Here is a 16,762-nt window from a genome sequence, read left to right on the forward strand (position 1 = left end):
AAATCTACATCAAAAACTTCAAATAATGTCACTATTTCTGCTTTTCCTTTAACTTTGACTTGATCAATTAAACGAATGGAATATTCTCGGGGATTTTCTCTGGAATTAAAAATCCTCAAACATTTTTCTTCGGTCATTTGTAAATATCCCAAACTTGACAACGTTCTAAATAAATTTGAGCTACTCGATCGCTAGGATTTTGATTTAGACAATCTTGAAATAGTCGAGCAGCTTGACTCAATTTTCTTTGAGAATAGAGCATCATTGCTTCTTCAAAGATAGCTTTTGTAATTTTTTTCCCCTCTACACATTCAGGTGAATCTAGATCAAAAACTTCAAAGAATGTCACCATTTTTGATTTTCCTTTAACTTTAACTCTATCAATTAAACGAATGGAATATTCTAGGGGATTTTCTAAGGAATCAAAAGTAGAATTAGTAATTAATAAAGATACATCATATAGTTTAGTTAATCCTTCTACACGAGATGCTATATTTACTGCGTCACCCACAACCGTACCATCCATTCTCTGAGCGCCTCCCACTGTACCTAAAATCACATCTCCAGTATTAATTCCAATCCCAATTTTTAATGGTTTTCTGTTTGGCCTTTGCCGAGTTTTATTATATTCATTTAGTCGCTTTAACATCGAAATAGCTCCACGAACTGCATCATCAGCTTTACCTGCAAATAGTGCCATTATCGCATCACCTATGTATTTATCAATAAAACCGTGATGTTCGATTATTGCTGGTTCCATTTGTGAAAGATAGCCATTGATAAATCTAAAACTCTCTTCTGGTTTCATGGTTTCTAAAATAGTAGTAAAGTTGCGAATATCAGCGAATAAAACTGACATTTTATATTTCACACTATCCTTTAATTTGACATCTGTAATATTTTCATATCCCATCAATGAAAGAAATTGATTTGGTACAAATTTAGTTGTAGCTTCGGTTAATTTTAATTCTTTGTCTAAAGCTTTTTGTAACTCTCGGTTAACTGCTTCTAATTGTTCTGGTGTTTTTAAAGCTAAAAATTGAGGCAAAAGAGTTGCCAATTGTAACGCTGTCCAGCAGGAAACAAAGGCAGTCATTGCTTGTTCTATTCCCGAAAGCCAGTAAGCAGGATGCCACAATGTCCAAATTTCTAATAAGTGACCCAAACCACATAAAATAATAAATGCTCCAAATAAAACAAATACTCCTTGAAATGGAACTTCTTTTTTCCTTTTGTAGAGGAAATATAGCAACATTACTGGTATGGAAAAATAGGCTACAGCAATTAATAGATCGCTCATAAGGTGTAGCCATACTAATGAAGTTTGCCACAGATAACAATTACCATGGGGCATATATTGACTGGGCGAAAGAATAGTTTTTAGTAATTCCCACATTTTAATTTTCGGCTGCGCTATTCAATTAGACTACTTACGGAAGTAAATTCAAAATTTAACTTCAGAGAAATTGCTTTTTAGTGTATACTGTATTAATATTTTAGACTTAATATTCTCTTGAAAATGTATATTTAACGGGTTAATAATATATCATAAATTTTTGATTGGAGGTTTACACAAAGTTGCCAAAAGTAAGAAATTACAAAATTACTAAAGATAGAATATATTAGCAGTAGTAGAATTCCCTAAATAATAATTATGTTACCCAAAAAAGAACTACTTAAAGGAATTGAAAATCGGGAAACTATTACTCGAATAATTGATTGATCCGAACCAACTATTAAAAGTTGGGAAATTACTCAGAATTCAGCATTGTGAAGTTGAAAATTAGGAGGATATTTGAGAGACAGTTATATATGACAACAGATTCTACTCCATACTTCCTACTCCCTACTCCCTAAATAATAATTATGTTGCCAAAAGAAGAACTACTTAAAGGAATCGAAAATCGCCAAACTATTACTCGGATAATTGATTGATCCGAACCAACTATTAAAAGTTGGGAAATTACTCAGAATTCAGCATTGTGAAGTTGAAAATTAGGAGGATATTTGAGAGACAGTTATATATGACAACAGATTCTACTCCATACTTCCTACTCCCTACTCCCTAAATAATAATTATGTTGCCAAAAAAAGAACTACTTAAAGGAATCGAAAATCGCCAAACTATTACTCGGATAATTGATTGAGCCGAACCAACTATTAAAAGTTTGAAAATTACTCAGAATTCAGCATTGTGAAGTTTAAAATTAGGAGGATATTTGAGAGACAGTTATATATAACAACAGATTTTATTAACTGCTCCCTATTCCCTATTCCCTACTCCCTACTCCCTAAATAATAATTATGTTGCCAAAAGAAGAACTACTTAAAGGAATCGAAAATCGCGAAACTATTACTCGGATAATAGACTTAGCTGAACAAGCTATTAAAACTTGGGAAATTACTCAGAGTGATTTTTTATCACCGCCAGAAATATTTGAAGCAGAAAGAATTTTTCAAAGGTTAACTGAAGTAGAAATAATTTCATGGGGTGGTTATCCTCAAGCAGAACGAAAAAGATTAGCGATCGCTCGTTCGGATTTACCTATTGATACTTCTAGTGTGGAATTAAAGGCTATTAATATTGAGGGAAATTTTCTGTTTGATACTGCTACTCACCGAGACTTTCTGGGTTCGATGTTGGGTACTGGAATTATCAGAGAAAAAACGGGGGATATTATTGTTTTGGGAGAACGAGGTGCCCAGGCAATTGTTGTGCCAGAATTGGTGGAATATTTAGAGATGAATTTCCAACAGGTTCGGTCTGTTCCGGTAAAAATTAAACCGCTAGAATTGAGTGAATTAAGAATAAGAGAACCGAAAAAGAAGGAGTTAACAACTGTGGAAGCTTCTATGAGATTGGATGCAGTTGCTTCGGCAGGTTTTGGAATGTCTCGGAGTAAAATGGTTGACTTAATTAATGGGGGAGATGTAAGAGTTAATTGGAAAGAAATTAGTCAGGCAAGTTATACAGTAAAAACGGGAGATTTAATTGCTATTCGAGGAAAAGGAAGGTTAGAAATAGGAGATGTTGCGATTACTAAAAAAGAACGTTATCGGGTGAATTTAACACGTTATGTTTAGATTGAAGAAGGAGTCAGGAGACAGGAGACAGGAGACAGGAGATAGGAGATAGGAGATAGGAGACAAAATGGAAGGAGGAAGAAGGAGTCAGGAGACAGGAGATAGGAGATAGGAGATAGGAGACAAAATGGAAGGAGGAAGAAGGAGTCAGGAGACAGGAGATAGGAGATAGGAGATAGGAGACAAAATGGAAGGAGGAAGAAGGAGTCATATCAAATCTGGGTTAAAAAAAGGTGTATAAATACTTTATTAGTTAACACCTTTTTTTATATGGGGATTTGGTATCAGAATGAAGAGAGAACCTGCTCAAAATTTTCAAGATTTAATTGTTTGGCAAAAAGCACACCAAATGGTATTAAAAGTGTATCGTTTAAGTAGCAACTTTCCCAAAACGGAAACCTATGGATTAACTTCTCAGTTGAGACGAGCGACTGTATCAGTTCCAGCGAATATAGCAGAAGGCTTTCGGAAAAAGGGTTTAGCTGATAAAATCAGATTTTTGAATATTGCACAAGGTTCCCTAGAGGAGTCACGATATTACTTAATTTTGGCAAATGACCTTGAATATGGGGATACTTCAGAACTTCTACTACATTTAGAAGAAGTAAGTAAATTACTAGATTCATACATTGCTGCAATTGAACAACGTAGATAATCTAATCTCCTGACTCCTGTGACTGCTCCTAAATTCCTAAATTTCCTCCTGTCTCCTTCTTTAATTCTGTCTCCTGTCTCCTGTCTCCTGTCTCCTTCTTTAATTCTGTCTCCTGTCTCCTGACTCCTTCTTTCATTCTGTCTCCTGTCTCCTGTCTCCTGTCTCCTCTAAAATCATGCCAGAATATACAGATAAATCCCACAAAATTATTACTGTCGGAGACCAAGCAACAACAAAAGATGAACTTGGTTTTGCTCCTTATGTGATAGCTATGGCTGAATTTTTAACTAATGAAAATACAAAACCTCCACTGACTATTTCTATCGAAGGTGAATGGGGAAGTGGTAAATCTTCTTTTATGAAACAGTTGGAAAAGGAGATTCAAAAGAAGTCTGAAGAATTAGATAAAAAAGATTTAGCAGAGGTTTGGCAAAAAATTAAAGAAGACCAGATTATTTTCAGCAATCTATCAAATATCTGGAAGTTTTTCAGATTAGGATTAAAGCAAAAAACTCAGACAGTTTCGTTTAATGCTTGGCGACATGAAAAATCTGAATCACTTTGGGCGACTTTTGCTCTTTCTTTTTTGGAAGAATTATCTAAAAATCGCAACGTTCCTGATTTTTTCTACAATTTATACAGTCACTTTAAGCTAATTATTTATCGTTTAAATTTTAAGGATAAACCGATTAAAGCTATTCAGACTTTGGTGATGGCTTCCTTGATTTCTAGTATTACTGTAGCTATTCCATTTGTATATCTGAAATTTGGCTTTGAAGGAATTTCTCAGTTGTCTGAAAATTTGGCTAGTCTTGTAAATTCAAATTCAAAGGAGGAAGAGAAAAGTGAAAAAGAAGATGGTGAAACAACTAACAATGAAGCAAAGGAAAATAGCGGTCGAGATTCAGAATCAAGCAATAATGAAGATGCAAATAATTTTTATTTGAATGCTTTGTTACAACTCGTGGGAATTAGCAGTTCGTTTGCCGGAATGGGAAAACTTTTGGGAATAATCAAAGAGTTAATTGGCGACGAGAAAATGGATTTGACTCAATATCTCCAGTCTCCTGATTATGAAAAGGAAGCTGCTTTTATTGAAAAATTTCACGAAGATTTTTCTAAAATTGTTAGTGCTTATGTAGGTAAAGAAGAGAAAATTTATATTTTTATTGATGACCTTGATCGTTGTGAATTGGGTAAAGCTGCTGACTTATTGCAAGGTCTAAATATGATGATTTCTGATGACCAAAATTTGATTTTTATTTTGGGTATGGATCGGGAAAAAGTGGCAGCTTCGATAACTTTTAAACAAAAAGATGTGATTCCTTTTCTAGCTTCAATTGCTAAAGAAGATCGAGATTGGGAAAATGAAAATGATAGGTCTATCAAACAAGTAGATTATGGTTTTAGTTTTCTGGAAAAGTTTGTGCAATTATCATTCTCTGTTCCTGAATCTTCTCCCAAGACGTTAAATAATTTTCTGGAAAAAGTATCTGAAAGTGAGACAAAAATAGAAGCTGATGAAGAAAAATACTTTTTTTGGATTCCTCATAGTTTTATTGCCAAAATTTTCAACAGATTATTTTCATCAAAATCAAAAGAAGAGGCAGAAACAGAAGCAGCAGAATCTCCAACTTTAGAACAAAGCTCAGAACTTGAAGAAACGGAGGTTCCCTATCCAGAATTACCTATTTTCCCAGTTATTGAAAAAGATTTAGAACCAGAAAGTCTTGCTAACCTGATTGAAATAGTTGCTCCGTTTTTTGATAATAATCCACGTCGTTTAAAACAATACGTTAATGCTTTGACTTTAAAAACTTATATTGCTTATTATTCTATTGGAGTTACTTTTGCTGAGAGACAAACTATAACCATAGAACAGATGGGTAAGTTTACTGCACTAATACTTAAATATCCTCGTCTTCTTTTTGAACTTAAAAATAATAATCAACTACTTGCTGATTTAGAAAAATTGGCTATCGATCAATCTCCTGGATTAAATAACTCCATAATGCCATTAAAGGAGAAAGGAAGTGCAAGTTATTGGATTAATAATTACCCAAAAACTAAACAGTTACTTTTCTCTAAAATGAAATCGAATAATAATGATAAAAAGTATATTTTTGAAAAGGGAGCGGTTAAAAAACTACTGCAAGTTTCACCACAGGGGATATCTCCTAAATATTTCAAACTTCGTGAGTTACTAGGAGCAGGTCATAAGTTCTTAGCGGAAGAGAAGTTTAAATTAGCAGCAGAGAAGTTTAAAGAAGCTAATGATGAAACTTTCGCTCTCATATTTCAAGCTAATAAAATCAAAAAATACTTATCTGTATTTTGGAAAGAAGCAAAAGTAGGGTTGGTGGCAACAGTTTTAGTAGAAATAATAGCAGTGACAGTATCAACAGGGATACTATCATCGGGTTTGTTAGTATCAATATTAGTGAGATTGTTAATTGGATTGTCATCAACATCATTACTGATGCTTATAGTATTATTAGAATCGCTACAAGAAACAGAGAGAAGAAAAATAGTAAAAGAAGTAATTAGTAAAGATCTCCCTTCAGGATTAACAGGAGGAATAGGATTTGGATTGATTGTAGGAATGGGAGTAGGAATAATAGTGGGGGTAATAATAGAAGTATCAGCACTAATTTTGGCACTACCAATACTATACATCGTAGTATTTGCAGCAGTAGTATTACCAAGACGATTTCCATTGTTGCGCTTAAGCGACTTTGAATACTCACTATATTCAGAAGCTACTGAAAACTTCCCTTCTGATGACCTTCGTACTATCGACCAACTTTGGGTAAAATATAGTGAGGGTAAATATGGCTTCAGTGTTCAAAAGAAAATTTACCATGAGAACGATAGGACAGGTTCGGAAATAGAGGTTTTGAATAATTTTTACGAAAGTTTGGGTTGGCAAAAGCAGAGGCAGTGGTTATTACACAATGACCTTAACTTAGAATTAGACGGTGTACTTCCGTGTTTATGGACTGCGGAAATACCTAGTTTGGAAACAAAACAGAAGAAACAGCAAAAAAATCTCTTAATTATAGACAGAAATTCTGAGAAAGGAATAAAAGAAAAAGCATTGAAATTGTACTTATCTATTCTCAGCAAAGACTTGTAAAAAAAAGTAAATGGGTTTGGAGACTAAGGATTTGGAGACCCAACCCCTACGGTTTTTTTCTCGAATGATTTATTATGGCTAAAAAATCTGACTTTGAACTTTTAACTTCCCTAAAAAATCTGACTTGGGAATTTTGACTAGGGAATTTCTTGGATTTAGAGACCAAACCCCTACGGTTTTTTTCTCGAATGATTTATTATGGCTAAAAAATCTGACTTGGGAATTTTGACTAGGGAATTTATTGGATTTGGAGACCAAACCCCTACGGTTTTTTCACGAATCATTGATTATGGCTAAAAAATCTGACTTTTAACTTTTAACTTCTCTCAAAAATCTGAATTTTGAATTTTGAATTTTGAATTTATTGGGTTGGGAGACCAAACCCCTACGGTTTTTTCACGAATCATTGATTATGGCTAAAAAATCTGACTTTTAACTTTTAACTTCTCTCAAAAATCTGAATTTTGAATTTTGAATTTTTAATTTATTGGATTTGGAGACCAAACCCCTACGGTTTTTTTATCGAATAATTTCTGATGGCTAAAAAATCTAACTTTTAACTTTTAACTTCTCTAAAAAGTCTAACTTTTGAATTTTGAATTTTGAATTTTGAATTCCTTAATTTACTCCACAGCAAAACCTGTATATTTCCGTTTATAAGGTGCATGAAAAGCCAGAACAATATCTGATGATGGAACTCCTAAATCTACTAATTCACCGGCAATACCAATTTCTGTACCATCATGTTGTATCCAGATTTTTTCATTTTTAATATCTATCTGTAAAACACATCCTCGTATTCTTTCATTGCCATCCCAACCAACATTTAAAAGTTGATAATGGTCTCGTTCCCTGTCAAAAATTGTTTGTACTTCCACCTCTCCATAAGACGGTTTATATTGTCCGTATTCCTTAATTATTTGCTCGATATAATTTCTGTATTTTTCTAATTTTTCCATTCTATAATTACCTCCTGATTTACGTTATAAATAATTATTTTAAGACGTTGTTCAGCAATTATTCCTTGAGTAAATAGTAACCTAAAAAAAGTTTTATAACTATCTTCAGGAACAGCTAAAAATAAAATCCTCTCTGGATCTTTTTGATTAAGAATAAAACGATAATTCAAATACTGACCTAATGCCGTATGAAATTCATAAGTTATTGATTTTTGAATGAAACTTTTAATTTCTACAGCAATTTTTTTTCCATCTTTCTCTGCAGCAACAAGTTTTTCTGCACCCAGATCGACATACATATCAACTCCACCAAATTCTAAAAAAAGGGGGTCATCAGTAATAGTCCAATTTTCCTTGATTAAGGCATTTTTAACAGCATCGTGAAAAACATCTTTGGTAGGCATAATTTTACATCAAATTTTATACTAATTCGCTCTTATGTCTATAATAAAAAATTATTGACAATTTGTTGATTTGAGGAACGAAACCCAACATATATAAGCTTGTTGTTGGGTTGCACTGTCGCTTAACCCAACCTACTTATTCCTCTAAAACTACATCTTCATAAAGTCTTTCCATTGGAAAACTTAGCTCTACAGAGGTTAAATTTACCTCGTTTTTTTCTCCATAATTATAAAGTTCCCAAATACCATTTTGATTCAGCAGAAAACATTTAACTATCATCTTTTGTGCATCAATGGCTATAATTTTGAATTAATAATTTTGAATTAATAATTTTGAATTTTGAATTGATTGGTGTTGGGTGGCGCTGTCGCTTAACCCAACCTACTTATTCCTCTAAAACTACATCTTCATAAAGTTTTTCAATTGGAAAACTTAGCTCTACAGAGGTTAAATTTACCTCGTGTTTTTTCTCCATAATTATAAAGTTCCCAAATGCCATTTTGATTCAGCCGAAAACATTTAACTATCATCTTTTGTGCATCAATGGCTATAATTTTGAATTGATTGTTGTTGGGTTGCACTGTCGCTTAACCCAACCTACTTATTCCTCTAAAACTACATCTTCATAAAGTCTTTCAATCGGAAAACTTAGCTCTACAGAAGTTAAATTTACCTCGTGTTTTTTCTCCATAATTATAAAGTTCCCAAATGCCATTTTGATTCAGCCGAAAACATTTAACTATCATCTTTTGTGCATCAATGGCTATAATTTTGAATTAATAATTTTGAATTTTGAATTGATTGGTGTTGGGTGGGGCTGTCGCTTAACCCAACCTACTTATTCCTCTAAAACTACATCTTCATAAAGTCTTTCAATCGGAAAACTTAGCTCTACAGAAGTTAAATTTACCTCGTGTTTTTTCTCCATAATTATAAAGTTCCCAAATGCCATTTTGATTAAGCCGAAAACATTCAACCATCATCTTTTTTGCATCAATCAAAACATATTCTTTTAAAGTAGAAATACGACGATAATTTTGAAACTTTTTACCGCGATCGCTCCCTTCAGTACCAGGAGACAAAACTTCAACAATTAAGCAAGGATGATAAATAACTTTAGTTGCACGTCTATCTTGTTCGTCGCAAGTAACCATTACATCAGGATAATAAAAAGGTCCGTCTTCAGACACTCCAAGTTTAGCATCTGCCATTGAGACTTTACATCCTTTACCTCGCAGATGATTTTTTAAGATTGTAGTCAAATTAACTGCAATGTCGTTATGAGGAATAGTTCCTCCAGTCATAGCAAAAACTTGACCATTTATATATTCATATTTAATCGGTTGTTTTTCCTCCCATTCCAGATATTCTTGGGGGGTCATTAGTTGGCTTTTAAGTTGGGCAACCATTGGGTATATCTCCTATTAAATTAACTACTGGACTGATGAGTTATCTGAGTATTATAATATAAGTAATACTATCTCCGGTTGAATAGTTATAATTAGAGCTAGTAGTTTTGCTCTAGCCAGATTTTGTTTGGGCTAGAGCAAGACTACAAACAAAAACTTTTTTATCACTTAATCCGGAAACCTAAGTAATAGTTAGAGGTAAAAAGATGTCACGTTTATATAACCGAGCTTATAAAATATTAGAAGTAGAAGTTGACAAATGTTCCAAAGAAGATTTGGTTGGGGAAGTAGGAAAAAAAATAGTAATGAAAAGGTTGGATAAATTAACTTTCCAATCAGGAGAACCACTAAAAGAAGAAGAGTTAAGCTATTTAGTAAAAGACCAATTTCCTGATTTTAATGAAACAGTTATTCAGAAAGCAGCTAAAGCAAATAAACCGTCTGGAGTCTGGAGTAAAATTGCTTTGATACCTGCTGCATTAGCGGGAATAGCAGGGATAGTTTGGGTGGCAAATTTACCCTATCCAATGATTCGTAAACCTGTGGCGAGAGTAGCACCAATAATTTTAATACCTAGTTATATAAATATGAATTATAACTATCGAGAGGCGATCGCTAATGTTGAACAAGCAGATCAATTAATTAATAAAGCAACTTCTAGTGCAGATATTAATTTTGGTGCTGAAAAAGTTGCTTTGGCACAAAAACATCTAGATGAATTGCCAGTTTGGTTTTTGGGTTATTATCCTCAAAGGTACTGTACCTTTTTCAGTTGTTCTTGGAAATTTACATTAGATGAATTTGAAACGGCGAGAAAACAGGTAGGACGAATGGAGGCGAAGGTATTTCAAGAAAAAAATGCTCAAAAATCGCTAACGGAGGCAGAAAAAGCAGTTGCAAGTGGTAAACAACAATATCTGGAAGCTACAACCTCAACAGAAAAAAATGAGGCGATCGCTAACTGGCAAACTGGTATAGATAAGTTAGCACAAGTTCCACCTACTACTGTTGCTGCAAAAATGGCAAAACCACAATTAGCAGCAGCTCAACGAGATTTTCGAACAGAGGTGGGTTCTGCTAGTGGCAATAAACGCGGTTTCACTTTTATAGAAGTGGCAAAACAATTTGGTTTACAGGCAGTTGAAGCTGCGCAAAATGGACCTCATTCAGAGCAACGATGGCAGGTAATAGTCGGTTTATGGGAGCAAGCAATTAATCAATTACAGAAAATATCAGCAGATAATCCAAGTTATTTGGCAGCGCAAGCTAAAATAGGGGAATATCAGCTTAATCTTGCTAATATCAAGATGAAATTGGAAGCAGAAAGAGAGTCAGGAACAGCTTTTAAGCAGGGTAAAGATTTAATTGCAGAATGGCAACAATATGTTGTTGATAATTCTAATCGAGGTGTAGTTGCTAGTAAGTTACAGGAAATTATTAATCGGTTAGAGAATGTGAAACCAGAAACAACTTATTATCAAGAAGCTCAAGAATTATTGAAGTTTGCTAAGGATAAGCAGAAAGATTTATAAGTTGAAATTGGGGAGGCAAAAAGGGATTTTGCCACGGATACACGAATCAGGTTGAAAAATACAGGACTTACCCACGGGAAACCGGGTTTTTAGGAGAAATCGTTGAAAAATACAGGACTTACCCACGGGAAACCGGGTTTTTAGGAGAAATCGTTGTTTTTATAGCGCTACGCGCTAGGGAATAGGGAACAGGGAACAGGGAACAGTAAACTATCAAAGGGTTTTCCTACGGAATGCTGCGCAAACAGAATTTATAACTGTCCTAACCTTTGCTTAGACTGCTATAACACCAGACATCTACGAAAAAACCCGGTTTCTGGGTTTGCCTACTTCATTAATGGATAATGGATAATGGATAATGGATAATATTTTGACTTTATGCTAGTCTCTTTATAAAGAAATATTGATAGTTTGGCTGATGACTAATTAAAAAGTTAAGCTTAAACTAAAAATGATTATAATCTAGAGGTGAAAATATGCCACGTCTGTACAACTATGCTTACGAAATATTAAGTGAAGAAATCAAAAAATTATCTAAAGAAGACCTCACAGGTGAAATAGGCCAGAAAATAATCCTGAAGCGATTGGAAAAACTACGGATGCAGTCTGGCGAACCTGCGAAATTAGAAGAATTACGAGAACTAATTGTAGACCAATATCCAACCTTTAGTGAAGAAGTTCTCAAAAAAGCAGCAAGAGAAAACCATCCCGCAGGAACAGTAATATTACTTCAGTTAGCAGGTTTAGCTGCTGTCGGAGTAGCAGGTTTAGTCTGGGTAGCAAATTTACCTTATCCGATGATTCGCAAACCAGTAGCTAGTGTCGCACCGATGGTATTGTTACCAAGCTACATCAGCATGGATCGTAACTACCGAGAAGCGATCGCTAAAACTGAACAAGCAGATCAACTGATCAATAAAGCAACTTCTAGCGCTGATATCAATTTGGGAACCCAGAGAGTTGCGGAAGCACAAAAACACCTAGATGGTTTGCCAGTATGGTTTTTAGGTTATTATCCACAACGATATTGCACTTTGTTTCGTTGTACTTGGCAATTTACTCTGGATGAATTTGAAAGGGCGAGAAAAAGGGTAGGACAAATTGAGGCAAGGGGGTTTCAAGAAAAAAATGCTCAAAAATTGTTAAAAGAAGCAGAGCAAACAATTCAAATATCTAAACAGCAGTATCAGCAAGCGACAACTCCCACAGAAAAACAGCAGGCGATCGCTGAGTGGCAAGAAGCAATAGATAAGTTAGAGCAAATTCCACCAACTACTCTCGCTGCAAAAATGGTGAAACCGAAATTAGCAGCGACTAAGCGAGATTTCAAAAAAGAGGCAGGTTTGACTCAGGGAAGTAAGCGCAGTTTCACTCTAATGGAAGTAGCGAAAAGATTTGGTTTTGAAGCTGCTAAAGCTTCCCAAAATGCCCCCCATCCAGAACAACAGTGGCAACTGGTGGTGAGTTTATGGCAAAAAGCAATTAATCAATTGCAGAAAGTACCAGTAGATAACCCTAGTTATTTAGAAGCACAGACAAAATTAGCAGAATATCAAGTTAATTTAGCTAATGTGAAAATGCGACTACAGGCAGAAAAAGAGTCAGGAATAGCTTTTAAACAGGCTAAAAATTTGATAGCTGATTGGCAAAGGTATGCTGTTGATGATAATCCTAATCGGGGTTTACTTGCTAGTACAATTCAATCTATTATTAATCAGTTAGAGAATGTGAAACCAGGGACAACTTATCATCAAGAAGCTCAAGAATTATTGAAGTTTGCTAAGGGTAAACAGAAAAATTTATAAGTTGAAATTAGGGAAGCAAACAGTGATTTTGCCACGGATACACGGATGAGGTTTTTTACTCTCAATATTAGGTAGGGGATTTTTGGAAATCGTCTACCTATTTTTTTGAATTAAGTGCATAGTTTTTCTGTAAAGTGGGGCTTTGTTGTAATAGCTATAGCAGGGAACAGGGAACAGTTGGAAAAGTGTTTCCTAGTATAAGATTCATCATCAGTCTATGTCCTAATCTTTGCTTCGACTGCTATATAGAAAATCCGTTCCGCTTTTCGGTTGCCAGAGCCGACATGAAAGGTGAACCTAGTGGCAGCTATATCACCCTCAGCTATAAATCTGATGTTTGATTCATTTATTGGCTAATAGTTAAATCGCTCAAATCTTTTCCAGGTATAAGTTTCAGCCTTTTTTATCAATCTTTGATGTTTGATTCATTTATTGGCCAATAGTTAAATCGCTCAAAGCCTTTCCAGGTATAAGTTTCAGCCTTTTTTTATCAATCTTTGATGTTTGATTCATTTATTGGCCAATAGTTAAATCGCTCAAAGCCTTTCCAGATATAAGTTTCAGCCTTTTTTTTATCAATCTTTGATGTTTAATTTATTTATTGGACAATAGTTGTAGAAGTATGAAGTACATAAGCAAAAGCAAAGTGCGGTAGCTATATGCTTTCATACAACAAAGCCGTAAAGTGGTAAAATTGTTTTATAAAATTTCTTAGGTAATATCATGTCCGCTGGTATCGTTGGTGTAAACTCAAGGGTGAATTTTACCGGAAATTTAAGTTTTTTTCTGGCTCTTAAGTATTCCTGCCAGTTAAGTGTTCCCTCCTCCCTCCTCCCTGTTCCCAGTTAAGTGTTCCCTAGCTTTGCTATACAATACCGATGCTACCGGACATGATATAACACCTACATGAGGAAGTGCAGCATTGGAACAAGAAGCGATATGGCAGGAGATCGGGAAGATTGTTGTAACCTACCCAGTTATGGAATGCGATCGATGTGCAATCTCTGTCATGTCCTGGTTAGCAGAAGATGAACTAGAAAAATTAGGATATTAAAGATGGAAAATCTCTTCAAAGTTCTTGATAAGATTAAGAAAGCTCCAGGAATGTATCTTGGGCGCCCTTCAGTGAGCGATTTATTCATGTTTTTAGTAGGGTATGAATTTGCTCGAACAGAAATGGGGCAAAACCTGACTCCAAAAGAAGAATATTTTTATGAAAACTTCCAGCCATGGCTTCAGGAAAAGCTAGGAGTTCAGAGTGTCAGCAGTTGGGCAAAGTTAATTATGCTCTCCTGTCATGAGGAGAAAGCAGGATTTGATAAATTTTTTCAACTTCTAGATGAGTTCACAGAGCAATTAGAGAAACAGGCAGCGTAATGAAGTTAGAAGTTAGAAGTCAGAAGTCAGTAGGGGCGAATGGCCATTCGCCCGTAAAAGTTAGATTTGATAGACTAAAAACTTTGACAATACAAAAGCTACTGCCAAAGTAGGCTACCTTTTTGTGTTATATTGTCATATTATGATGTAATTCTCAAATATAACTATTCCTACAAAGGAGCTTTTGATTTATAGTTTCAATTAACTAACAATAGAAGAAATGAGCAATAAAAAACTCCTAGAAAGAATCACTATCAACCCAAACATCTGTCACGGAAAACCCTGCCTCCGGGGATTGCGTTATCCAGTAGAATTTATACTAGAATTGCTGAGTAGTGGCATGACTATTGAGGAAATTCTTGAAGACTACGATGATTTAGAAAGAGACGATATTCTAGCTGCTTTACAGTTTGCTACTCGTTTAACTCAAGTAAAAAGTATTTATAGCATAGTGCCATGAAGTTCTTAGTTGACGCACAACTACCAGTGCGTCTTGCAGTTTTTCTCCGATCTGCGGGTTACGATACTATTCACACAAAAGATTTACCTCTTCAAAATGCCACTCCAGATACAGAAATTAATTCTCTTTCTGTTCTAGAAAATCGAATTGTTGTTACTAAAGACCATGATTTTTTTGATTCTTTTTTAATTCGTCAAGAACCTTATAAGTTGTTGTTAGTTACCACTGGTAATATTCCTAACAAAGAACTGATGAATTTATTTATAAATAACCTGTCTCAGTTAGTCGAGCTACTTGAGGCAAATTCGCTAATAGAAATGAGTATAAACTCTATTATTGTACATCAATAACTTATAATATTCAGTATTTCCTTAAACATACCCATACCCAATATATCTATTAGAGTTAAATGAGTCTACCACTAGAAGAATCTATTGTTTTAATTAGCAGTAAGTTGGAGAAAAAAGCAAATGTTATTGGTACTGGATTTGCTTTTTATAAAGATCAAGATTACACTTACCTGTTGACCTGCGCTCATGTTGTTGAAGATGTGGGTAAAGAGGAAAATATATTAGTAAATGATATTAATGAGATTTTCGTAGAAGTTTTAGCAACAGGAAATATTAAAGGTTTTGATTTAGCAGTATTGCGAGTTAAAAATCTCAATATTCCAATCTTGCAACTAACACTTTTATCCAACGCAGAAAATAGAGAATTTCGGATAGCAGGTTACTATCTTTATGGTGAAGAAAAAAAGAGAAGACTCAAAATTGTTAAAGGAGTTTTGGGTGAAGAGAGTTTCCTAACTCAAAGTAATGAAAAGACTATAGTTTGGGATTTGTTGATTAGTTCAGGCCGCCTTCGTAAAGGTTATAGTGGGGCACCTGTAGTTGATCTGAGCGATCGTGTTTTAGGTGTAGCTACCAATATGGAGAATGAGGGAGCGGAAGGGTTAGCTATTTCGGTAGAAGCTTTAAATAAAATCTGGCCTCAAATGCCTGTTGCTATTTCTCAACAGTTGTCTGAAGTTCAACTCAAGTCTGATGTTGGTTGTGATTATACTAAATTAAAGAAATTGCTCAGTAAAGGAAAGTGGGAAGAAGCAGATGAAGAAACTGCTCGTTGTATGTTGCAAGTTGCAGGGCGAGAGGAGGAAGGTTGGCTAAGAGTAGAAGATATAGATAAATTTCCCTGTAGAGACCTCCGCACAATTGACCAACTTTGGGTACAATATAGTCATGCTAAGTTTGGCTTTTCTGTGCAAAAGAAAATTTATCAGAAATTAGGTGGTAAGGGAGAGTATGATGAGAAAGTATGGAAAGATTTCTGTGACAAAGTTGGATGGCGTCAAGGAGGAGAATGGTTGTATTACTCTGACCTAACTTTTAGCTTAGATACGCATTACATAGGGTATCTCCCGTCGTGGTTGTGCGTTGTGCAGAGGGGGGTGCGTTCGTTTTGGTTTGGTGACGGGTGTCTCTTCTCTCGCGCAGAGATTTGTAGGCTTTAACATAAGTGCGTTTCAACAGTCTTATTCAGTTATCAGTTTTTTCTAACCCATTGATTTATTGCCGATCGCTCAGATACGAGTTATCAGTATTAAAAAATTGCATTGCCACTTTTTATAGAAAACCAGGTTGAACATTGATTATAGAACCAGATTCAAAATCATCCAAAAATTTCAAAAACTATAACGTTGCAGTTTGGGGTCTTACCCCTCATAGCGCCAAAAAATCAGAAAACATTACCGTAGGGGTTTGCTCTCCAAACCCTCATCTCAAATCAAGTTGAACATTGATTATAGAACCAGATTCAAAATCATCCAAAAATCTCAAAAACTACAACGTTGCAGTTTGGGGTCTTACCCCTCATAGCGCCAAAAAATCAGAAAACATTACCGTAGGGGTTTGCTCTCCAAACCCTCATCTCAAATCAAGTTG

15 protein-coding genes are annotated in these 16,762 nt (G+C 34.8%); 10 read left to right on the forward strand and 5 right to left on the reverse strand.

Translation table 11 applies throughout. From position 1 onward, the window contains the following. Positions 1 to 133 precede the first annotated feature (133 nt). A complete protein-coding gene (locus F6K40_RS23435; RefSeq protein ID WP_365672530.1) occupies positions 134 to 1,396 on the reverse strand; it encodes an adenylate/guanylate cyclase domain-containing protein in 1,263 nt (420 codons plus the stop codon). Between the two features lie 908 nt (positions 1,397 to 2,304). Here F6K40_RS23435 and F6K40_RS23440 point away from each other — a divergent pair. From F6K40_RS23440 to F6K40_RS23450, 3 genes are all read left to right on the forward strand, one after another. Then, complete coding sequence (locus tag F6K40_RS23440; RefSeq protein ID WP_293139513.1) at positions 2,305 to 3,084, forward strand: photosystem II electron transport protein, Sll1252 family; 780 nt, start codon at positions 2,305 to 2,307, stop codon at positions 3,082 to 3,084. A 289-nt stretch (positions 3,085 to 3,373) separates the two neighbouring features. Then, positions 3,374 to 3,739 carry a four helix bundle protein gene (locus tag F6K40_RS23445; protein ID WP_293139514.1) on the forward strand — a complete coding sequence of 122 codons (366 nt, stop codon included), beginning with the start codon at positions 3,374 to 3,376 and terminating at the stop codon, positions 3,737 to 3,739. 175 nt (positions 3,740 to 3,914) lie between these two features. Beyond that, a complete protein-coding gene (locus tag F6K40_RS23450; RefSeq protein ID WP_293139515.1) occupies positions 3,915 to 6,875 on the forward strand; it encodes a P-loop NTPase fold protein in 2,961 nt (986 codons plus the stop codon). Positions 6,876 to 7,498: 623 nt separating this feature from the next. Here the strand turns inward: F6K40_RS23450 and F6K40_RS23455 are convergent. The 4 genes from F6K40_RS23455 to F6K40_RS23470 all read right to left on the reverse strand — a co-directional run bounded on the left by F6K40_RS23455 (position 7,499) and on the right by F6K40_RS23470 (position 9,648). After that, positions 7,499 to 7,834, reverse strand: coding sequence for a XisI protein (locus F6K40_RS23455; RefSeq protein ID WP_293139516.1), 336 nt, complete (start codon positions 7,832 to 7,834; stop codon positions 7,499 to 7,501). Further along, the gene (locus tag F6K40_RS23460; protein ID WP_293139517.1) at positions 7,822 to 8,238 is read right to left on the reverse strand and encodes a XisH family protein; all 417 of its coding nucleotides are present in this window, start codon (positions 8,236 to 8,238) and stop codon (positions 7,822 to 7,824) included. Before F6K40_RS23460 ends, F6K40_RS23455 begins: the two co-directional genes overlap by 13 nt. A gap of 136 nt (positions 8,239 to 8,374) precedes the next feature. Then, entirely contained in the window at positions 8,375 to 8,518 is a 144-nt protein-coding gene (locus F6K40_RS23465; RefSeq protein ID WP_293139518.1) for a hypothetical protein, read from the reverse strand. A 593-nt stretch (positions 8,519 to 9,111) separates the two neighbouring features. After that, entirely contained in the window at positions 9,112 to 9,648 is a 537-nt protein-coding gene (locus F6K40_RS23470) for a Uma2 family endonuclease (RefSeq protein ID WP_365672535.1), read from the reverse strand. Positions 9,649 to 9,854: 206 nt separating this feature from the next. Here F6K40_RS23470 and F6K40_RS23475 point away from each other — a divergent pair, with 206 nt between their 5' ends. From F6K40_RS23475 to F6K40_RS23505, 7 genes are all read left to right on the forward strand, one after another. Then, complete coding sequence (locus tag F6K40_RS23475) at positions 9,855 to 11,180, forward strand: hypothetical protein (RefSeq protein ID WP_293139519.1); 1,326 nt, start codon at positions 9,855 to 9,857, stop codon at positions 11,178 to 11,180. A 476-nt stretch (positions 11,181 to 11,656) separates the two neighbouring features. Next, positions 11,657 to 12,985, forward strand: a complete 1,329-nt coding sequence (locus F6K40_RS23480) for a hypothetical protein (RefSeq protein ID WP_293139520.1) — start codon at positions 11,657 to 11,659, stop codon at positions 12,983 to 12,985. 922 nt (positions 12,986 to 13,907) lie between these two features. After that, positions 13,908 to 14,039, forward strand: coding sequence for a papain fold toxin domain-containing protein (locus F6K40_RS23485; RefSeq protein ID WP_293139521.1), 132 nt, complete (start codon positions 13,908 to 13,910; stop codon positions 14,037 to 14,039). A gap of 2 nt (positions 14,040 to 14,041) precedes the next feature. Further along, complete coding sequence (locus tag F6K40_RS23490; RefSeq protein WP_293139522.1) at positions 14,042 to 14,362, forward strand: hypothetical protein; 321 nt, start codon at positions 14,042 to 14,044, stop codon at positions 14,360 to 14,362. Positions 14,363 to 14,582: 220 nt separating this feature from the next. Further along, positions 14,583 to 14,822 (forward strand): DUF433 domain-containing protein, encoded by a 240-nt coding sequence (locus F6K40_RS23495; RefSeq protein WP_202221517.1) that lies wholly within the window; start codon positions 14,583 to 14,585, stop codon positions 14,820 to 14,822. After that, positions 14,819 to 15,172 carry a DUF5615 family PIN-like protein gene (locus F6K40_RS23500; protein ID WP_293139523.1) on the forward strand — a complete coding sequence of 118 codons (354 nt, stop codon included), beginning with the start codon at positions 14,819 to 14,821 and terminating at the stop codon, positions 15,170 to 15,172. The genes F6K40_RS23495 and F6K40_RS23500 overlap by 4 nt, the downstream gene beginning before the upstream one ends. 59 nt (positions 15,173 to 15,231) lie before the next feature. Beyond that, positions 15,232 to 16,332: a GUN4 domain-containing protein gene (locus tag F6K40_RS23505; protein ID WP_293139524.1), complete on the forward strand. Its 1,101-nt coding sequence runs from the start codon at positions 15,232 to 15,234 to the stop codon at positions 16,330 to 16,332. Positions 16,333 to 16,762 lie beyond the last annotated feature (430 nt).

The organism is Okeania sp. SIO3I5 (assembly GCF_010672085.1).
Lineage (GTDB): Bacteria > Cyanobacteriota > Cyanobacteriia > Cyanobacteriales > Microcoleaceae > Trichodesmium.

What these genes read in the sequence shown, in the direction of transcription:
- F6K40_RS23435 (WP_365672530.1), bottom strand. Translation starts at nt 1,396, where the DNA reads ATGTGGGAATTACTAAAAACTATTCTTTCGCCCAGTCAATATATGCCC.
- F6K40_RS23440 (WP_293139513.1), top strand. Translation starts at nt 2,305, where the DNA reads ATGTTGCCAAAAGAAGAACTACTTAAAGGAATCGAAAATCGCGAAACT.
- F6K40_RS23445 (WP_293139514.1), top strand. Translation starts at nt 3,374, where the DNA reads ATGAAGAGAGAACCTGCTCAAAATTTTCAAGATTTAATTGTTTGGCAA.
- F6K40_RS23450 (WP_293139515.1), top strand. Translation starts at nt 3,915, where the DNA reads ATGCCAGAATATACAGATAAATCCCACAAAATTATTACTGTCGGAGAC.
- F6K40_RS23455 (WP_293139516.1), bottom strand. Translation starts at nt 7,834, where the DNA reads ATGGAAAAATTAGAAAAATACAGAAATTATATCGAGCAAATAATTAAG.
- F6K40_RS23460 (WP_293139517.1), bottom strand. Translation starts at nt 8,238, where the DNA reads ATGCCTACCAAAGATGTTTTTCACGATGCTGTTAAAAATGCCTTAATC.
- F6K40_RS23465 (WP_293139518.1), bottom strand. Translation starts at nt 8,518, where the DNA reads ATGATAGTTAAATGTTTTCTGCTGAATCAAAATGGTATTTGGGAACTT.
- F6K40_RS23470 (WP_365672535.1), bottom strand. Translation starts at nt 9,648, where the DNA reads ATGGTTGCCCAACTTAAAAGCCAACTAATGACCCCCCAAGAATATCTG.
- F6K40_RS23475 (WP_293139519.1), top strand. Translation starts at nt 9,855, where the DNA reads ATGTCACGTTTATATAACCGAGCTTATAAAATATTAGAAGTAGAAGTT.
- F6K40_RS23480 (WP_293139520.1), top strand. Translation starts at nt 11,657, where the DNA reads ATGCCACGTCTGTACAACTATGCTTACGAAATATTAAGTGAAGAAATC.
- F6K40_RS23490 (WP_293139522.1), top strand. Translation starts at nt 14,042, where the DNA reads ATGGAAAATCTCTTCAAAGTTCTTGATAAGATTAAGAAAGCTCCAGGA.
- F6K40_RS23495 (WP_202221517.1), top strand. Translation starts at nt 14,583, where the DNA reads ATGAGCAATAAAAAACTCCTAGAAAGAATCACTATCAACCCAAACATC.
- F6K40_RS23500 (WP_293139523.1), top strand. Translation starts at nt 14,819, where the DNA reads ATGAAGTTCTTAGTTGACGCACAACTACCAGTGCGTCTTGCAGTTTTT.
- F6K40_RS23505 (WP_293139524.1), top strand. Translation starts at nt 15,232, where the DNA reads ATGAGTCTACCACTAGAAGAATCTATTGTTTTAATTAGCAGTAAGTTG.